Here is a 17,430-nt window from a genome sequence, read left to right as displayed (position 1 = left end):
TGGTTCTGGTCGCCGATGAAATTGTCGCGGTCCTGATAGGCAAGCCGCCCAGCCTCGATCTCGAGGTGAAAGCGCTCGGCGCCGTTCGGTTCCAGCGCGCCGAGCGAGAAGCCTGATAGCACATTCAGCATGATCAGTGCCGTCAGGCCCTGGTTGTTCGGCGGCATCTGATGGATGTCGTAGCCTCGGTAGGACGTACCGACGGGCCTGACATACTCACCCTTCGTGGCCGCAAAATCCTCGAGCGCATGCAGCCCGCCAAGCGCGCGCAGACGCGAGACCATGTCGTCCGCAACCTCGCCTTCGTAAAAGCCGGCGCGGCCACGGCGCGAGACGATGCGCAAGGTGTCGGCCAGTTGCGGCTGCCGGTGCAACTCGCCTGCCTGCGGCGCCCTTCCATCCGGCAGAAATATCCGCGCGGCATGTTCGTCAGCGGCAAGCAAGGCAGCACTTTCAGCCCAGTCGAAGGCGACGCGGTCTTGGACGACGTAGCCCTGTTCGGCGTAGCGTATGGCAGGTGCGAGCGCGGCGTCGATGCCCTTTCTGCCGTGCTTCTCGAGCAGCCGGCACCAGGCGTCAACGGCGCCCGGCACGGTGACCGCGTGCGGACCGGACTCAGGCAGTTCGACATGCCCCCTGTCCAGATACCATTCAGCCGTCGCTGACGCAGGTGCGCGGCCGGAGCCGTTGAAGGCCAGAACCTCGCCTTGGCCGTTGGGACAATAGAGGACAAAACAGTCGCCGCCGATACCGGTCGATTGCGGCTCGACGACCGCCTGCACCGCCGCCGCGCACACGGCTGCATCCATCGCGTTACCGCCGGACCGCAGCATCTCGAGCGCCGCCAGTGTCGCCAGAGGGTGCGATGTCGCGGCCATCGCTTCCGTCGCACGAACCGGCGACCGACCGGGGAGTTGAAAATCACGCATGCAGGATCAATAGCCTCCGACCAACCAGATGTGAACCGGCACGGGCAGCCAAAGGGCTGCGCCACCAAGCACCACGACCGACAGTATCATTGTCGTGGCAGCGCCCAATCCTGGAAAACTGCCGGCCTCAATCAGCGAATTTAAAAACATCCGTGGTGTAATCGGGGTAGGCATCCAGACTGTCGAAAAGCTCGGCCAGGTCAGGGGTGTCAGCCAATATTCCGGATAGGACCAGCGCAGTCGCCACGCCGGCGCCAATTCCGCCGGCGACATCGTGTTCGACGCTGTCGCCGACACAGACCACGCTGCTTCGGTCCGGGTTGCCCGCCAGCGCCAGCGCGGCGTCGAAGATCGGGGTATAGGGCTTGCCGATACGGGTGACGCTGCCGCCGAGGCTCTCATAGAGATCCGCAAGCTGACCGGCGCCAAAGCGAGGCCCCACGGCGGTCAGCATGATCTTGTCGGGGTTGGTGCAGAAGCACGGCACCTGCCGCATTGCTGCCGGTGCAAAAAGTCTGCGATAGTGATCGATGTCATAGCGATCGCCCTCACTGGCGGCGATCAGCACCAGCTCGGCATCGTCGCCGTCACCGGTCAACGCGAAAGGCAGGCCTTCAATCGCCGAGCGATCGCCCTCGCGGCTGATCAGTAGGCACTTTGTGTTTGGGCGCAGCGTTCCAGATATCGCCATTTCGTGAAAGGACCGCCACGCGATCTCGCCGGAGGAGACAAATTGATCCCAGCTTCCTGGTTGGAAGCCGAGCTTCAGCAAGCGGGCTTCGTTGGGCCGCGCGCGCCTGCCCGAGTTTGAGACCAGCACAATCGTCCTGCCTGCGCGCTTCAGCGCCGACAATGCCTCCACGGCGCCCGGATAAGGGTTTGTACCATCGTGCAGCACGCCGAACTGATCGAGCAGGAACACCTGATAGCGCTCAACCAGCGCTCCGATGCCATCGACATGTTCAACTGTCTTCGTGATCACAAAAGCCCCGCTTCGATTGCGCCCATCAGCGCCAGCCGCGCCGTGCCGGCGGCCGCCTCGTCCGAAAGCGCCGGCAGAAAATCGACGCCCAGCTTGCGCTGCCGGATCGCGGTCCAGGCGGCGTTTGCCGCACCGCCGCCGACACTTCTGACCGAGTTCAGCCGAGGCGCGCCGAGCTCGGCAAGCCGGCGATAGCCGAGCGCCTCGATCTCGGCAATGCCCTCCAACATTCCTTTCAGATAGTCGGCGTCGTCCGCCGGCCGCGGCGTCAGACGCGGCGGCAGGGCAGGATCGGCTACCGGGAAGCGTTCGCCGACCGCGGGAAGTGGATAATAGTCGAGGCCCGTCTCCGTCATTGGGTCGATCGCCGCACTCAACTCGATGATGCGCGCGAGGGGAAAATGTTGCGCCAGCACCTTGCCGCCCGAATTCGACGCACCACCCGCCAGATAGGCATCTCCCAACCGGTGACTATAGATTCCGAACTGCGGCGCCGAGATCGGCCGGTCGGAGAGGATCTTGATGGTCAGCGAGGACCCCAGCGCGGTGACGCCGTCGCCAACTGCCGCAGCGCCCGTCGCCAGGAATGACGCGCAGCCATCCGTTGTCCCGGCGACCACGGCGACGTCGCGCGCCAGGCCGAACAAATCCGCGGCGCTCGCGGAGAGCGTTCCCGTGATGTCGCCCGGCTTGACGACGCGAGGCAGGAGTTCCATGCGCATGCCGGTCGCCGCGATCCAGTCCGGCCAGCGCCGGGCCTCGACGTCGTAGCCGGTTTTCAGGGCATTGTTCTCGTCGCTGACATTGAAACGGCCGGAGAACTGTCCCGCGATCCAGTCGGCCTGATGCAGCACCGCGGCAACGCCGGGCCGTCGCTGGAACCAGAGCGCCTTGGCGAGACCGGACGTCGCCCCAAGTGCTGCGCTCGCTGCCGGCGCCTCGCGCGCGATCACGGCCAGAATAGCGTCGTCATCGACCTTGTCATTGTACATCAACGGTTCGGCGAGCGGCCGCCCGGCGCCGTCGACCGGCAGCAGCGTGCCCGAAGTGCCGTCGACGGCAATCGACCGGACCGCGGCGCGATCGATGCCTGAAAGCAGTTCGGTCAGCGCCGCGCCGACCGCTGACCACCACACTGAGGGGTCGGGGGCGTTCTGGCCAAATCTGTCGAGTGGGACGGCGGAACGCGCGGCAATCGAAAAGTCCGGGCGCATGGCGACGGCGCGCGCACCTGATGTGCCGATGTCGATGCCGATCGAAAGGGGGCCGATCGAAAGCGGGCCCTTCGAACGCGCCATGTCAGCTGCCGGCTGCATTGAGTTTCTGGCGGTACTGCTCGGCGTCCCAGTTGATCAGTTCGTCGTTCTCGGCTGCAGTCAGATAGTTCAGCTTCGCCGCGACATCGACCCGCGCCGTCACGTCGGCAAGGCAGCGTTGCATGGCGTCGGCGCCGCCACTCGCGTCGCCGCGCATCAGCACGCCAAGCCCGGGAAACAGGATTGCCACCGGTGCATTGTCGCACCGTTCGGTGACACGCTTCACGTCCTCGCCGGGTCTCGCCACGACCGAACCCTGGCCGAGAAAGATAACGTGATCGGGATAGAGGCTGCCCCCCGACGCCATGCGGCAGCTTTCCTGATCGATCGCGGCCGCATGCGCTTCGACATCCGCCGGCAACCTGTAACCGGTGCGTCCGATGAGCGCCGTCAGTGCAGCAAGGTCGGGCTCCGCCACCTCGCGGGGCGGCCGCGCCAGCAGCCCTGTGACGCGGCGCAGCAGCGCTTCGGCGCCGGCAACGGTCTCGGCTGCGACGACCAGGCCGTGATTGGCAAGGATCAGCATATCGACCCCTGGTCGAAGGCGCTCGGCAATGCCTTGGGCGAGCGGCAGGCCCGGCCGGCGATAGGGAATATACGCCCATTCGAGACCATCGAGGCGCTTGGCGATTTGAGCCTCGCAGTCGGCCTGCACGGCAAGCGAAATAGTGTCGACGCAGTGGACATGCAGGACGACGCGCTGCGGCATCAAGGCATGAACCGTGGTCTCGATCGAGGGGCGCAGCCTGCGTGTGTTGAGCGCCTCGATGGCGAAACCCTGTGGCTTATCGGCGGCCGGGTCGCGCTGTTCGACAGCCCTGAGCAGCGGGGCGATCGCCACGGGCACCATAATGTCTTCGGCGAGCGCATTCTTCAACCAAGTACCGGAAGCCTTGATCCAGAGCGTGTCGCCAGCCTTCAGCGAAGTGTTGCCGCCCGCGGCCTGGGTCAAATGCGGGTCGCGCCCGATGCTGGCCGAAAGCGACCGCAAATTAGCCAATTCCTGCGCATCCGCAGAGTTTGCCATCGAAATTCCCTCACAAACGGCCGCGTGGCCACGGCTTTGGATATCCCGCTGCCGGGATAACGAGTGATGCTGGTATCGCAGATGCGAGTAAGTTACGTCAATAGTGATCTTGTCTAGTCAAATCGAGCTTGCAATCTGATCGGTGTTGAGTAAGTTGCACCAATTGCCGTGGCAAAATGGCATTTCGGGAGGGTATCCGTTGAGCGACTCCGGCCGCCAGCGTCAGATTGTCGAGTTGTTGCGGGATCGCCCCTTCGCCTCAGTGCGCGAGCTGCAGGAGCGGCTCGGCGTGTCGGCAGCGACGGTGCGGCGCGACATCGACAAGATCGATGAGGCCGGTGAAGCACGAAAGGTCTATGGCGGCATCTCGGCGCTCGATGGCGCCTCGCAGGCGGGCGTCGCCTATGCCAGGCCCTATGACGAGAACCGCGATCTCGCAGTCGAAGCCAAGCGGCAGATCGCGGCTCTCGCCGCGACCATGGTGCGCGATGGCGACGCCGTCATCGTGCATGGCGGTTCGACCTGTTTCCATCTCGGTGCCAAGCTCGCCGACCGCAACATCCGGCTCTACACCAACTCGATGCCGCTCATCGCCTATTTGAGCGACCACGGTCATTGCAGCCTAACCATCGCCGGCGGTGAGCTTCATCGCGAGCCTGGCATCATCCATTCGCTCACCCAGGCCGTGCCGTTCTATGCGTCGAAATTCTTTCTTGGCGCGCAAGGCATCGGCCCGGAGGGCGTGCTGGAATCGCATCCGCTGCTGGTCCGCTCCATCGTCGAACTCAGCCTATGCGCCGACCAGATCGTGGTGCTGGCCGACAGCCGCAAACTGTCGATCCACGCGCGCAACGTCGCGCTGCCTCTGTCCCGCATCGGCACGCTGGTGACCGATGACGGCCTGTCCGATGCGGACGCACGCATGCTCGAAGACGCCGGCGTCACGGTGCGGATCGCCTCTGCCTCTGGAGCCCTGCAGTGAAGGTGGCCGTCCTCGACTTCGGCAAGACCAACTCGAAGCTCTTCGTCTTTGGTCAGGACGGGCAGATACTCGATGAGCGCCGGACTCAGCCGAACTGGACGCGCAAAGGCGACTTCAGTGTGCTCGACGAGACAGCGCTTCACGATTGGGCGGCTCGCGTCGTCGGCGAAGCGGTCGACAATCATGGTGTGGAAGGATTGATGGTTTCGGGCCATGGCTGCACCTTTGCCTTGGTCGACAATGCGGCGCTGACGCATCCTATTCTCGACTACGAGCAGGAGCCACCGGCTGAGATCGCCGCGCAGATCGATCGCCGCATTCCGGATTTTCCCGAGACTTTCTCGCCGCTCCTGCCGCTCGGCTTCAACTATGGTCGCCACATGCTGTGGCTGAAGGCGGTGCAACCCAGCGCGTTCGATGCCGCGAAATCGATCCTCGGCTATCCGCAATACTGGAGCTGGCGCTTTGGCGGCCGGGCGGTCTCGGAAGTGTCCTATCTCGGCTGTCACTCGCATCTGTGGGCGCCGCGCAAGCGCGATTTCAGTTCGCTGGTCGACGCCGAGGGCTGGCGCGGCCAGATGCCCGCCTTTGAGCGTGCCGGAGCTGTCATCGGCGAGCGGCGCTTCGGCGGGGCAACACAGCCGATTGCCATCCACAACGGTGTCCATGACAGCAATGCGGCGCTCCATGCCTATCGCCGGCAGGAGCTTGGGCCGGTCACTGTCGTCTCGACCGGCACCTGGGTCGTCGTGCTCAACCCGGACTGCCCGCTCGACGCGCTCGACCGCGACCGCGACATGCTGGTCAATGTCGATGTCGATGCTGGCCCGGTGCCGACCATCCGTTTCATGGGCGGCCGTGAATTCGCGACAATCAGCGCCGGCTGGCAAGGCGCAATCGCCCGCTCCTCGGTACAGCAGGTGATCGACGCCGGCATCATGGCGCTGCCTAGTTTCGCCCCGGGCGGGCCGATGCCTGGCCATCCCGGCGAATTGGTCGGGCGCACACCCAACGCGGAGGAGCGCGCGGCTGTGGCACTGCTCTATGTCGCACTGATGATCGATCTGTGTCTCGACCTGATCCATTCGAACGATACCGTAATCGTCGATGGCGGGCTGAACAGTGGCGGCGTGCTCGCCGCCCTGCTGGCGCAGCTGCGCCCCGGCCAGCCCTTCATGCAGGGCGCCACGCTGGAGGGCAGCGCCACCGGAGCGGCGGCTCTTGCCTTCGAGAGTGTTGGACGCGAATTTGCCGCCGAGGCGCCGGAGCCGGTGTGCGCCTCCGGCTTCGCTGGTCTTGCTGGATACCGCGACAGCTGGCGCGGCCTCTCCGGCGATCGAGGCATCGTTGAAACTGCAGCGCGAGGTGCACGATGACCGCCGCTGCCCAAATCGAGACGGCGCGCCAGCCGATGCTGGAGATGCGGCACATCTCCAAGACGTTCGGCCCGATCCGCGCCTTGCAGGACGTGTCGCTGGCCGTCTACGCCGCCGAACTGCACGCGCTGATGGGCGAAAACGGCGCCGGCAAGTCCACGCTGATGAAGGTGCTGTCCGGCGCGTATCGGCCGGATCCAGGCGGCGATATCCTGATCGACGGCACACCGGTTGCGACCGGCGACCCGATCAAGGCGCGCGCCAACGGCATTGCGGTCATCTATCAGGAGCTGTCGCTGGCGCCCAACCTGACAGTTGCGCAGAACATCTTCCTCGGCAACGAGCCGAGACGGTTCGGCATCGTCGACCGCGATCAGTGCAATCGGCGCGCTAACGAGATCATCGCACGGCTCGGCGTCTCTTTCTCGGCGCGGGACTCGGTCTCCAGCCTGTCGCTCGGCGAACGCCAGCTGGTCGAGATCGCTCGCGCGCTGTCGACCAGCGCGCGCATCATCGTCATGGACGAGCCGACCACCTCGCTGACCTCGCGCGAGACGGACAGGTTGTTCGAGGTCATTGCGACGCTGAAGTCGCAGGGCATCGCCATCATCTACATCAGCCACCGAATGGAAGAGGTCTACCAACTTGCCGACCGCGTCAGCGTGCTGCGCGACAGCGGCTTTGTCGGCACGCTCGACCGCGCCGATCTGAACGCCTCGCGCCTCGTTTCTATGATGGTTGGCCGTGATCTGTCCGCCTTCTACAAGAAGGATCACCGCCCGCCGGACAGCAAGCGCGCGATCGCGCTATCGGTGCAGGGCATGTCGGACGGCAATCTTTTGAAGGACTGTTCCTTCGACCTGCACAAGGGCGAAGTCTTGGCGCTGGCGGGCCTGGTCGGCTCGGGCCGCACCGAGCTCGCACGGCTGATCTTCGGTGCCGACAGGCACACATCAGGCACGCTGGAACTCGACGGCAAGCCGATAGCCATCGGCTCGCCGCGCGAGGCGCTGGACGCCGGCATCGCCTATCTCACTGAAGACCGCAAGGAACTCGGTCTGTTTCTCGACATGTCGATTTCCGACAATATCAGCATGGGCGTGCTCGCAAGGGACGCGCAGGCCGGCGGCCTGCGCGACTTCGCCACGGCCGAAAGGCGCGCCGCCAAGGCCGTTTCCGACCTCTCCATCCGCACCAGGTCGGTGCAGGCCAATGCCGGCTCGCTGTCGGGCGGCAACCAGCAGAAGGTGCTGCTCGCCCGCCTGCTCGAAACCGAGCCGCGGGTCCTCATCCTCGACGAGCCGACTCGCGGCGTCGATGTCGGGGCGAAGTCCGAAATCTACCGGCTGATCGACGATCTCGCCAAGAAGGGCATCGCCATCCTGATGATCTCCAGCGAACTGCCGGAGGTGATCGGCGTCGCCGATCGCGTGCTGGTGATGCGAGACGGCACTATCGCTGGCGAAGTTATGGCATCCGCCGGCCAGCCGCTCAGTCAGGAAGCAATCATGGAACTTGCAACGGGAGCGGCCAAGGGATGACCGACAAGGCAACCGAGATCAGCGCGGGTGACCAGGCGGTCGGCAGGAGCAGGCGGCTGCGCACCGCCTTCGCCGCGCTTGGCATGCTGCCGGTCCTGATCCTGCTGGCGGCCGGCTTCCAGTTGATGAACCCGCGCTTTCTCACCGAGACCAACCTGTTGATCGTCACGCAGCAGTCGTCGATCAACATCGTGCTCGCGGCCGGCATGACCTTCGTCATCCTGACCGGCGGCATCGACCTGTCCGTCGGCTCCATTCTTGCCGCCTCGGCGATGGTGGCGGTGATGGTGTCGCTGGTGCCGGAGTGGGGCATGCTCGGCGTGCCGGCGGCCATTCTGGTCGGCCTCGGCTTCGGCGTCATCAACGGACTGCTCGTCGCCTACATCAAGCTGCCGCCCTTCATCGTCACGCTGGGTTCGCTGACAGCCGTGCGCGGCGTCGCCCGCCTGCTCGGCCAGGACACCACGGTGTTCAACTCGGACCTGCCGTTCGACTTCATCGGCAACGGTTCGCTGTTCGGCATCCCCTGGCTGGTCATCATCGCTCTGTCGGTCGTGGTGCTGTCCTGGCTGGTGCTCAAGCGCACCGTGCTCGGCACCTGGATCTATGCCGTCGGCGGCAATGCCGAGGCCGCGCGCCTCACCGGCATCAAGGTGCCGCTGGTGCTGCTCTTCGTCTATGGCGTTTCCGGCCTTCTGGCCGGCCTTGGCGGCGCCATGTCGGCGGCCCGCCTCTACGCGGCCAACGGGCTGCAGCTTGGGCAGTCCTACGAACTCGACGCCATTGCCGCAGTCATTCTAGGCGGTACCAGCTTTGTCGGCGGCGTCGGTTCGATCTGGGGCACGCTGATCGGCGGGCTGATCATCGCGGTGCTCTCCAATGGGCTCATCTTGGCCGGTGTTTCGGACATCTGGCAGTACATCATCAAGGGATTGGTCATCATCGTGGCGGTCGCCCTCGACCGCTACAGGCTCCAGGCAGGAGCAAGAACGTGATTGACCTTAGTCGCCGGCGTCAACGACCCGGTTTCATGTAACGCACCGTGAGAGGCGCGGGGCATCAGGAGGAAAACAATGAAGACCATCGCTAAACTGCTCTGCGGCGTTGCCCTTGCGGCCGTCGTCATCGCACCGGCTTCGGCCAAGGATCTGAACAAGGTCGGCATCTCGGTCGGCCTGCTCGGCAACCCGTTCTTCGTCGCCACCATCAAGGGCATCGAGGACGCCGCCAAGAAGATCAATCCTAATGTCGAGGTGACGTCGGTGTCGGCCGACTACGACCTCAACAAGCAGGTCTCGCAGGTCGACTCCTTCATCGCCGCCGGCGTCGACGTGATCATGCTCAACGCCGTCGATGCCAAGGCGATCGCACCGGCGGTGAAGAAGGCGCAGGCGGCAGGCATCGTGGTTGCCGCTTTCGATGTTTCGGCGCCGGGCGCCGACGTCACCGTGATGACCAACAACGTCAAGGCCGGCGAAGCGGCTTGCCAGTATCTGGTCGACCACACCGGCGGCAAGGGCGACTATGTCATCCTGAACGGCCCGGCATCGTCGTCGATCCTGGAGCGGGTCAAAGGCTGCAAGGACGTGCTGGCGAAGCACCCGGATATCAAGATCCTCTCCGACGACCAGAATGCCGAAGGGTCGCGCGACGGCGGCCTGAAGGTGTTCCAGTCGCTGCTGACCCGTTTCGACAAGATCGACGCGGTGTTCGCCATCAATGATCCGACGGCGATCGGCGCCCAGCTTGCGGCCAAGCAGCTCAACCGCTCGGAGTTCATCTTCACCGCGGTCGACGGCGCGCCCGACATCGAGAAGGAACTCTCTTCCGGCACCTCGATGATCAAGGCCTCGGCCTCGCAAGATCCTTACGTCATGGCTGGCCAGTCGCTGCAGATGGCGGCTGAGGTGCTCGCCGGCAAAAAGCCGGCCGAGGCGACGGTGCTGCTCGACCCGCAGCTGATCACGGCAGAGAACCTGAAGGACTACAAGGGCTGGACCGCAGCCCGCTAAGCCTCCCAAGGCAGGTGCGGCCGGGATGACCGGCCGCACCTTTTTTGTCTGAGCATCGGATTTTCCCAAAACTGGTTTCAACTTTGGGTCCGATGCTCTCGACCAGCAGGAGACGATCATGTCGCGCATTGGAATCCATTCTTTCGTCTGGTCGGCAAGCTCGGCGCAAGGCGACCTCGAACGGACGCTGGCCAACACCAAAGAGGCCGGCTTTGACCTGATCGAATTCTCCTATCTCGACCCTGCCAATGTTGACATTGGCGGGCTGGCCAGGCGCATCGCCGACCTCGATCTCGGCGTGGCGATCAGCATCGGACTGCCGGCCGACGGCGACATTTCAAGCGCCGACAAGGCGATTGCGGCGCACGGCGTCGAAATCCTGAAACGTACGATCGCGCTCACCCGCGATCTCGGCGGCCGGAAGGTCGCCGGCATCCTCAGCACCAGCCACGGATTGCAGACTGAGGCGCCGACGCGCGATCAATGGAACCGCAGTGCTGCCACGCTCGCCAAGGTCGCGGAGACCGCCAAGGCCGCCGGCGTCACGCTCAACCTCGAGATCGTCAACCGCTTCGAGAGCAATCTGCTCAACACCGCCGCACAAGGGCTAGCCTTCATCGAGGACACCGGCTCCGACAACATCTTCCTGCATCTCGACACTTTCCACATGAATATCGAGGAGGCCGATGTCGGGCTGGCCATCCGCCACGCCGCGAAGAAGATCGGCTATGTCCATATCGGCGAGAGCCATCGCGGCTTCCTCGGCACCGGCAACATCGACTTCGCCGCGATCTTCGATGCGCTGACCGCGATCGGCTATAGCGACGACCTCAGCTTCGAATCCTTCTCATCGGAGATCGTCGACGAGAACCTGTCGAAGAAAACCGCCATCTGGCGCAATCTGTGGACCGACAATATGGAACTGGCCCGGCATGCGCGCCGCTTCATAGCCATCGGGCTGGAGACGGCACGGCGCAAGGCCGAGCTTGTTTCATCAAGCCATCGACCTTAGCACCACTTCCCGTTTGCGATCCTCAGGCCAGATCAAAACGTTCCACGGCGCGCATGATGCCGCGCAGTTCGGCGAGGCCCTTCAGCCGGCCGATCAATGAGTAGCCGGGGTTGATCCTGGTCTTGCCGATATCGTCGGCGAGCAGATGGCCATGATCAGGACGCATGGGAATCCGCCAGTCGGCGCGACCTTCCCTACTGCGGCGCGTCTCTTCCTGCATCAAAGCGAGGATGACATGCGCCATGTCAGTGCCGCCCTCCAGATGCTCGGCTTCATAGAAGGAGCCGTCATCCTCGATGGTTACATTGCGCAGATGGACGAAATGGATCCGGTCGGCGAATTCCTTGACCATGCCGACAATGTCGTTTTCGGCGCGCGTACCGTACGAGCCGGTGCAGAATGTCAGGCCGTTCGCCGGGCTGTCGACGGCGTTCAGGATGAAACGCGCGTCCTCGGCGGTCGAGACGATCCGTGGCAAGCCATAGAGTGAGAATGGTGGGTCGTCGGGGTGGATGCACATGCGCACCCCCTCCTCCTCGGCCACGGGAATGATCTCGTGCAAAAACCACGCAAGATTGTTGCGCAACTCCTTCGGCCCGATCGAATCGTATTCCGCCAATGCCTCGCGAAAGCTTTCACGGTTGTAGCTGCGCTCGGTTGCTGGCAGGCCAGCGATGAGATTGCGCTCGATCCTGTCGATCTGCTCGTCGTTCAGCGCCTTGAAGCGTAATTCCGCCTCTGCGATACGTGCCGCGCTGTAGCTGGCCTCGGCATTCCTGCGCTTCAGGACGAACAGGTCGTATGCGGCAAAATCGATCGCGTCGAAACGCAGGGCGTAGCCCGTCGTTGGAAGCCGATAGGCAAGGTCGGTGCGGGTCCAGTCGACCACAGGCATGAAGTTGTAGCAGATGGTCTTTATGCCGGCCTTCGCCAGCGCGCGGATCGTGTCCTTATACCAGCCAACATAGCGAACCCGTTCCGCCGAGCCGATCTTGATCGAATTGTGGACGGGAATGCTCTCCACGACAGACCAGGTCAGCCCTTCGGCCTCGATGATCCGCTTGCGCTCCAGGATATCCGCCAAAGGCCAGGCGCGGCCGTCATAGATATTATGCAGGGCGGATACAACGCCCGTGGCTCCGGCCTGCTTGACATGATCGAGCGTCACCGGGTCGTCAGGGCCATACCAGCGCCAGCATTGTTCCATCGAGGCTTTCCTTTGCGATAAAACAGAACCGTATTGTTGGGCCACAATGGAAGTCAAATTAAAGGAGTTTGCGCAATGAAGGATTTCGACGGCAAGATCGCTCTGGTGACGGGGACGACCGGCATCGGCTTGGCAACCGCCAGACGTCTTGCGGCGGGCGGCGCGGCGATCATCGCCTGCGGCATCGACCGCGCGGCCAACGCGGCGATGACAGCGGAACTGGACAGCTCCGGCGCCGGGGCGCTGGTCATGGCCGTCGACGTCTCCGTGCCGGATCAGGTTCGCGATGCGATCGCGGCCGGTGTCGAGCGGTTCGGCGGCCTCGATATCATCGTCAATTCCGCGGCGGTCCATCCATATGGAACCGCTGTTAGCACCGATTTCGACACCTGGAACCAGGCGATGTCCGTCAATGTCGGCTCGATCTACCTGACCGCGCATTTCGGTATTCCCGAGATGATGAAGAGAGGCGGCGGCGCCGTCGTCAACGTGGCTTCGGTGCAGGGCTTCGCCTGCCAGCAGAACGTCGCCGCCTATGCAACGACCAAGGGCGCCATCCACACCCTGACGCGCTCTCTGGCGCTTGACTACGCGCGCTCCGGCATTCGCGTCAATTCCGTCAGCCCGGGCTCGATCCGCACCCCGATCCTGGAAAAGGCGGCGCGCGGCGAGAATGGCACCGACGCCGATGTCGAGGCCGCCTACAGGCGCTTCGGCGAAGCCCACCCCATCGGGCGCATCGGCGAGCCCGAGGAAGTGGCGGAACTCATCGCCTTTCTGTGTTCGTCGAAAGCCGGGTTCTGCACCGGTGCGGACTACAGGATCGATGGCGGCCTGACGGCCGGCATCGGCGTGAAGTAGAAACAGGAAGATCGGTCTCGGCCGGCAAACCAATGACGCTTAACATGCGCGAGTTTGCATACTGCACTTGCAGCCGGTTCAACCGTCTGATTCCCTTGGTTACGCTGGGCTGTCCTGATTCGCTCACTGTCCAAAGTCTTTGCAGTGCGCCAGGAGCAAGCCTTCCACCGACCGCTGCGCTGGCGCATTCAATGGGAGAGACGGCAAATGAACACCGCAACGAGGCCGGCAATCTCGGAGATGAGGCCCAAAATATCCGTCATCGGGGTTGGCGGCGGTGGCGGCAACGCCATTAACAACATGATCGCCGAAGGCTTGCAGGGCACCGAATTTATCGTCGCCAACACCGATGCTCAGGCGCTCACCATGTCGAAGGCAACGCGGCTGATCCAATTGGGAGCGCACGTCACGGAAGGCCTTGGTGCAGGATCCCTGCCCGAGGTCGGCCATGCCGCGGCCGTGGAATCGATCGACGAAATCATGGACCATCTTGCGGGAACGCATATGTGTTTCGTGACCGCGGGCATGGGAGGCGGAACCGGAACTGGTGCAGCACCGGTCATAGCGCAGGCCGCGCGCAACGCGGGAATACTGACCGTGGCCGTCGTCACCAAGCCGTTCGTCTTCGAAGGGAACCGTCGAATGCATGCCGCCAATGAGGGCATCGAGCGGCTCCGCGAAAGCGCCGATACCGTCATCGTCATCCCGAACCAGAACCTCTTCAGGATCGCCGATGCCAGGACGACTTTCGCGGACGCGTTCACCATGGCGGATCGCGTCCTCTACGCCGGCGTCGGCTGTATCACCGATCTCATCGTCAAGGAAGGGCTGATCAATCTCGACTTTGCCGATGTGAAGTCGGTGATGCGCGATATGGGTCGCGCGATGATGGGAACCGGCGAAGCCACCGGGGAGGACCGCGCCAGGAAGGCGGCCGAAGCAGCGATCGCAAACCCGCTTCTCGACGAAGCGTCGATGATGGGCGCCAAGGGCGTCCTTGTCTCGATATCAGGTGGCACTGATATGACGCTGTTCGAGGTCGACGAAGCTGCCACCCGCATCCGCGAGGAGGTCGACGCCGACGCCGATATCATCGTCGGCGCCATTTTCGACAAGGCGCTCGCCGGAAAATTCAGGGTGTCGGTTGTTGCGACGGGATTGCGTCGCGGGCTCGAGATACCGCTGACGGCGGGGTTGGAAAACCGTGTGAATTGATCGACAAAAGAAATTCATGGCCTGGCAGCGCCGGTTGGAATGTCGACGAACAAGTGACGCCGGCATCAAAGAAAACCCCAGCAACCATCCGAGATTGCTGGGGGTTTATGCCGAAACTGGTTGCCGGGACAGGACTTGACTTTCTTTCTCTGTCCAGCTGTGGCGGCTCGCCTCCCTTGCAGGCCCTGATGAACCGAGCGCGGCAGGCCGCAAACGCAAAACGGCCCGCACTGAGGCGGGCCGTTTTGCGTATTTGGTTGCGGGGACCCGCAACCCCTTTTGTCATAACATCGTCAGACTTTTGATTTCGGTCTGGTTTGGCGAATTCGAGGATGCCGAACAACTCGCCGCGTAGCTCCGCATGCACCTCCCCGCGCTTGTCGCCTGGCGTGAGCACGATCTCTCGGATCAATGAGCGCAACGCCTCGGCGGCTGGACGTCCGTCCTTGTGATCGGCAAGCGCTTGCGTGAGTTGCTCGACCCGCTTGCCGTAGAGAGTCGCAATGTTGGGATGCAGGTCGGGCACATCAGTCGGCGCCAACGCCAGACGCTCGGTGATCTCCGCCTTCTGCCGCTCCAGGTCTTCCATCCTTGCTTTCATCGAAGGCTGGTACAGGCCATCCTCGATCGCGGCCATGATGCCGGCGATGGCGCGCTCGATCTTGTCGAGTGCCTTGCGGTCCTGTTCGCCCTGCGCGCGACGCTCCTGGTTGAGGCGGTTGGTCTCCTGGGCATAGGCTCTGATCGCCTCGGCCACCGCATCGGCCGAGACCAGCCTTACCTTCAGGCCTGTTAGGACTCGCTGCTCGATCTTCTCGCGGGTGATGGTACGGCCATTGTCGCATATGCCCCGGCGCTGATGGTTGAGACAAGCATAGCGCTCGCGTGTGAACAGGCCGTAGCGCCCACCGCAGCAGCCGCAGGTAAGCAAGCCAGAAAGGAGGGAAACCGGCCGCTTCATGGTGTGCAGCTTCCTGGCTCGGGCCTTGCGCGTGCCGATCGCCACCGGCTGCGCAGTCATTGTCCAGGAGCATGGCTCCGGCGCTTCGCGCGCACGCCCTGCTGGAGGTCATCGAGGACCTAAGGACGAAGGGAGTGCATTTCCGATCGCTGCGGGATCAGATCGACATCACAACCCAGATGGCGCGAAGCTGCCACTAGCGGACCGACTGCATGTCAGCTTACGAGCGAACGCAAAGTTTGCCTAAACGTCCGAGATGCGGCGCAAAGCGGACGTCGGAAAACCTCGACGCGCTTCTGCTAGTTGGCGGTCTTCGGATGACCTGAAGGAGGCCAACTGGGCTGCAGTCTCATGTCCAAAATCGTCGAACGAAGAAGAGCCCGAATGTGCTCTGGCAGGTCGAGTTCGCCACGCGCCTCGATCTCCAAAAGATATCGGGCCTTGGCGAAGCGATCCCCACCGCTGACCGCAGGGTAGGCGCAAATGGCCAATAACGCCCTTTCCCCTTCCCGGCTGGCTCTGTCGTGGTCGCGACTGCTGCCATCCATCTCATGGATGGCCTTGCCGAACGCGGCGTATGCCGTCACATGCACCTCAGTCAACGCCTTCAGTTCGTCAGTTGGCGCTAGGTTTCGACGCGCTCTCTCTGTGGCACAAGCCTTCGCTGCCACTGTTGAGCCGAAGGCGGCGGCGCCCGAGTGGGCGAGCAAGGCGCGGCGGTTGATCCTGGTCGTGGTGATCTCTCCTCTTCGCTCCCAAAGGCATATCGGATATCGCGACTATAGCCACCGTAGCACGATGGCTCGCGCATTCGTGTCAGGATGGATGGCCCCACGGCCTAGCCAAGCGCCGGCACTCCGAACTCCCCCTTGCCGGCTCCAACCCTTGCCCGGTCATTGCCCGAAGCACTGCACATTGCATTAAGCCATCAAAACCATTCAGGAATCGTCATTGCCGCAAGGTGCAGCGAATATTCAGACATTGTGAAATTGCTACGTAACTAATTGAAAACAAACGACCGTCAGAGCACGCACGTTGGGGGCCTTTATCTTTCCATCTTAATCGGTTGTGCTTCCGGTGATCTTTTCGACATCGTCGCTCCTCTCTTTTTGTGCGATAATATACGAATTTATTCTCTCCGCCACGATGCCGCGTTTTGGCACGAGTTCCGATGCGCCGTGCAGTCTTCCGCGCTCTGCGACGGGGTTAATCGGCTGCACGAAAGCAGCGCTCGACCCGTCGTAGCGCACTTTTCCATCGGTCTGACGGAGCAGCGTCACAGGCAATCCGCCGCGGTCCGGCCGTCTCGCGATCGGCGCGGCCGCCGGCAATGTATGGCCCGCCCCGTCTGCAAGCGGAATGTTTTGAGTGGAACAACCGGTCTGCACCAATGTATCCGGCCTCGACGCTTCAGGCGCCCTGCCAAGATGGAGATTCGCGCGCCCGGCTCCTAACAAGATACACGACCTCGAAGGGCCGTTGCCTGCCGACAGGTTTGCCGAACGCCGATCAACCAATGGGCCATCTCTATGTACATCTCCTGCAGACTTCATGCGGCCGAGCAGATGCCGGGACGCGCCGGCTCGACCAAACTCCTTACCCCTTGGAGGCGATCACGGCTTCGTAGGGGCGCTGGTTTGACATGACGGCCCAGGCGATCCGGGCCAGCTTCTTGGCAAGCGCAACGACCACCACATTGCGCTTGGCGCGCTGCAGCAGCGCTCTTAGCCCGGCGCCGAGTTGGGTGTCCATACGCGCCAGATATGGCAGTGCGGCTCGCCCGCCATGGATCAACAGCACGCGCATGTAGGTGCTCCCGCGCTTGCTTATCCCCGTCAGTTGCGGCTTGCCGCCGGTCGTGATCTGAGTGGAACAAGCCCCAGCCAAGCAGCGAAGTCACGCCCCTTGGCAAACGCCGACACGTCGCCGACCGCTGCTGCCAACGCGGTTGCGTTGAGTGCGCCAACGCCTGGAACGCTGTGCAACAGCCGAGCCCGTTGATCGCTCTG

At 63.3% G+C, this 17,430-nt stretch carries 16 protein-coding genes and 3 pseudogenes; 9 read left to right on the top strand and 10 right to left on the bottom strand.

Translation table 11 applies throughout. From position 1 onward, the window contains the following. The 4 genes from EOA85_RS08620 to EOA85_RS08605 all read right to left on the bottom strand — a co-directional run. Nucleotides 1–878: gamma-glutamyltransferase (locus EOA85_RS08620; RefSeq protein ID WP_245485644.1), on the bottom strand; the 878-nt coding region annotated here is incomplete at its 3' end. Nucleotides 879–1,056: 178 nt separating this feature from the next. Next, nucleotides 1,057–1,911 carry a TIGR01459 family HAD-type hydrolase gene (locus EOA85_RS08615; protein ID WP_127209088.1) on the bottom strand — a complete coding sequence of 285 codons (855 nt, stop codon included), beginning with the start codon at nt 1,909–1,911 and terminating at the stop codon, nt 1,057–1,059. Further along, nucleotides 1,908–3,209 carry an FGGY-family carbohydrate kinase gene (locus EOA85_RS08610; protein ID WP_127209087.1) on the bottom strand — a complete coding sequence of 434 codons (1,302 nt, stop codon included), beginning with the start codon at nt 3,207–3,209 and terminating at the stop codon, nt 1,908–1,910. Before EOA85_RS08610 ends, EOA85_RS08615 begins: the two co-directional genes overlap by 4 nt. Before the next feature lies 1 nt (nt 3,210). Beyond that, the gene (locus tag EOA85_RS08605; protein ID WP_127209086.1) at nt 3,211–4,254 is read right to left on the bottom strand and encodes a class II aldolase/adducin family protein; all 1,044 of its coding nucleotides are present in this window, start codon (nt 4,252–4,254) and stop codon (nt 3,211–3,213) included. A gap of 199 nt (nt 4,255–4,453) precedes the next feature. On the opposite strand from EOA85_RS08605, the gene EOA85_RS08600 reads away from it, so the two are divergent. The 6 genes from EOA85_RS08600 to EOA85_RS08575 all read left to right on the top strand — a co-directional run bounded on the left by EOA85_RS08600 (nt 4,454) and on the right by EOA85_RS08575 (nt 11,177). Beyond that, entirely contained in the window at nt 4,454–5,236 is a 783-nt protein-coding gene (locus EOA85_RS08600) for a DeoR/GlpR family DNA-binding transcription regulator (protein ID WP_127209085.1), read from the top strand. Further along, the gene (locus EOA85_RS08595) at nt 5,233–6,612 is read left to right on the top strand and encodes a carbohydrate kinase (protein WP_127209084.1); all 1,380 of its coding nucleotides are present in this window, start codon (nt 5,233–5,235) and stop codon (nt 6,610–6,612) included. Before EOA85_RS08600 ends, EOA85_RS08595 begins: the two co-directional genes overlap by 4 nt. Further along, nucleotides 6,609–8,153, top strand: coding sequence for a sugar ABC transporter ATP-binding protein (locus tag EOA85_RS08590; protein WP_127209083.1), 1,545 nt, complete (start codon nt 6,609–6,611; stop codon nt 8,151–8,153). The genes EOA85_RS08595 and EOA85_RS08590 overlap by 4 nt, the downstream gene beginning before the upstream one ends. Further along, nucleotides 8,150–9,148, top strand: coding sequence for a ribose ABC transporter permease (locus tag EOA85_RS08585; protein ID WP_127209082.1), 999 nt, complete (start codon nt 8,150–8,152; stop codon nt 9,146–9,148). The genes EOA85_RS08590 and EOA85_RS08585 overlap by 4 nt, the downstream gene beginning before the upstream one ends. A gap of 78 nt (nt 9,149–9,226) precedes the next feature. Beyond that, nucleotides 9,227–10,165: an ABC transporter substrate-binding protein gene (locus EOA85_RS08580; protein ID WP_029348335.1), complete on the top strand. Its 939-nt coding sequence runs from the start codon at nt 9,227–9,229 to the stop codon at nt 10,163–10,165. 118 nt (nt 10,166–10,283) lie between these two features. Next, on the top strand, nt 10,284–11,177 hold the full coding sequence (locus EOA85_RS08575; RefSeq protein WP_127209081.1) for a sugar phosphate isomerase/epimerase: 894 nt from the start codon (nt 10,284–10,286) through the stop codon (nt 11,175–11,177). A 22-nt stretch (nt 11,178–11,199) separates the two neighbouring features. On the opposite strand, the gene uxuA is transcribed toward EOA85_RS08575, so the two are convergent. Beyond that, entirely contained in the window at nt 11,200–12,384 is a 1,185-nt protein-coding gene (gene uxuA / locus EOA85_RS08570) for a mannonate dehydratase (RefSeq protein ID WP_127209080.1), read from the bottom strand. A 75-nt stretch (nt 12,385–12,459) separates the two neighbouring features. On the opposite strand from uxuA, the gene EOA85_RS08565 reads away from it, so the two are divergent. Together EOA85_RS08565 and ftsZ are read left to right on the top strand one after the other, a co-directional pair. Beyond that, nucleotides 12,460–13,245, top strand: a complete 786-nt coding sequence (locus tag EOA85_RS08565) for an SDR family oxidoreductase (RefSeq protein ID WP_127209079.1) — start codon at nt 12,460–12,462, stop codon at nt 13,243–13,245. Nucleotides 13,246–13,452: 207 nt separating this feature from the next. Beyond that, complete coding sequence (gene ftsZ / locus EOA85_RS08560) at nt 13,453–14,460, top strand: cell division protein FtsZ (protein ID WP_127209078.1); 1,008 nt, start codon at nt 13,453–13,455, stop codon at nt 14,458–14,460. Here the strand turns inward: ftsZ and EOA85_RS08555 are convergent. After that, complete coding sequence (locus tag EOA85_RS08555; protein ID WP_245485645.1) at nt 14,378–15,217, bottom strand: hypothetical protein; 840 nt, start codon at nt 15,215–15,217, stop codon at nt 14,378–14,380. The genes ftsZ and EOA85_RS08555 overlap by 83 nt on opposite strands. A gap of 87 nt (nt 15,218–15,304) precedes the next feature. Continuing rightward, nucleotides 15,305–15,421, bottom strand: a pseudogene (locus EOA85_RS38770) (hypothetical protein); the annotation flags it as partial. A gap of 31 nt (nt 15,422–15,452) precedes the next feature. Here EOA85_RS38770 and EOA85_RS38765 point away from each other — a divergent pair. Then, nucleotides 15,453–15,597, top strand: a pseudogene (locus EOA85_RS38765) (recombinase family protein); the annotation flags it as partial. 123 nt (nt 15,598–15,720) lie between these two features. Here the strand turns inward: EOA85_RS38765 and EOA85_RS38760 are convergent. From EOA85_RS38760 to EOA85_RS38755, 3 genes and pseudogenes are all read right to left on the bottom strand, one after another. Next, nucleotides 15,721–16,008, bottom strand: coding sequence for a hypothetical protein (locus EOA85_RS38760; protein WP_245485643.1), 288 nt, complete (start codon nt 16,006–16,008; stop codon nt 15,721–15,723). Between the two features lie 471 nt (nt 16,009–16,479). Then, nucleotides 16,480–16,812 (bottom strand): hypothetical protein, encoded by a 333-nt coding sequence (locus EOA85_RS08540; RefSeq protein ID WP_127209075.1) that lies wholly within the window; start codon nt 16,810–16,812, stop codon nt 16,480–16,482. A 205-nt stretch (nt 16,813–17,017) separates the two neighbouring features. Then, nucleotides 17,018–17,430: pseudogene (locus EOA85_RS38755) on the bottom strand (transposase); the annotation flags it as partial.

Source organism: Mesorhizobium sp. M5C.F.Ca.IN.020.29.1.1 (genome assembly GCF_003997375.1).
Lineage (GTDB): Bacteria > Pseudomonadota > Alphaproteobacteria > Rhizobiales > Rhizobiaceae > Mesorhizobium > Mesorhizobium wenxiniae.
Note: the sequence above shows the minus strand (reverse complement) of the source record. Positions and strands in the feature narration are given on the sequence as shown.

Excerpts from the sequence above, each read along its gene's own strand:
- EOA85_RS08610 (WP_127209087.1), bottom strand. The coding sequence starts at position 3,209 with ATGGCGCGTTCGAAGGGCCCGCTTTCGATCGGCCCCCTTTCGATCGGC.
- EOA85_RS08605 (WP_127209086.1), bottom strand. The coding sequence starts at position 4,254 with ATGGCAAACTCTGCGGATGCGCAGGAATTGGCTAATTTGCGGTCGCTT.
- EOA85_RS08590 (WP_127209083.1), top strand. The coding sequence starts at position 6,609 with ATGACCGCCGCTGCCCAAATCGAGACGGCGCGCCAGCCGATGCTGGAG.
- EOA85_RS08585 (WP_127209082.1), top strand. The coding sequence starts at position 8,150 with ATGACCGACAAGGCAACCGAGATCAGCGCGGGTGACCAGGCGGTCGGC.
- EOA85_RS08580 (WP_029348335.1), top strand. The coding sequence starts at position 9,227 with ATGAAGACCATCGCTAAACTGCTCTGCGGCGTTGCCCTTGCGGCCGTC.
- EOA85_RS08575 (WP_127209081.1), top strand. The coding sequence starts at position 10,284 with ATGTCGCGCATTGGAATCCATTCTTTCGTCTGGTCGGCAAGCTCGGCG.
- uxuA (WP_127209080.1), bottom strand. The coding sequence starts at position 12,384 with ATGGAACAATGCTGGCGCTGGTATGGCCCTGACGACCCGGTGACGCTC.
- EOA85_RS08565 (WP_127209079.1), top strand. The coding sequence starts at position 12,460 with ATGAAGGATTTCGACGGCAAGATCGCTCTGGTGACGGGGACGACCGGC.
- ftsZ (WP_127209078.1), top strand. The coding sequence starts at position 13,453 with ATGAACACCGCAACGAGGCCGGCAATCTCGGAGATGAGGCCCAAAATA.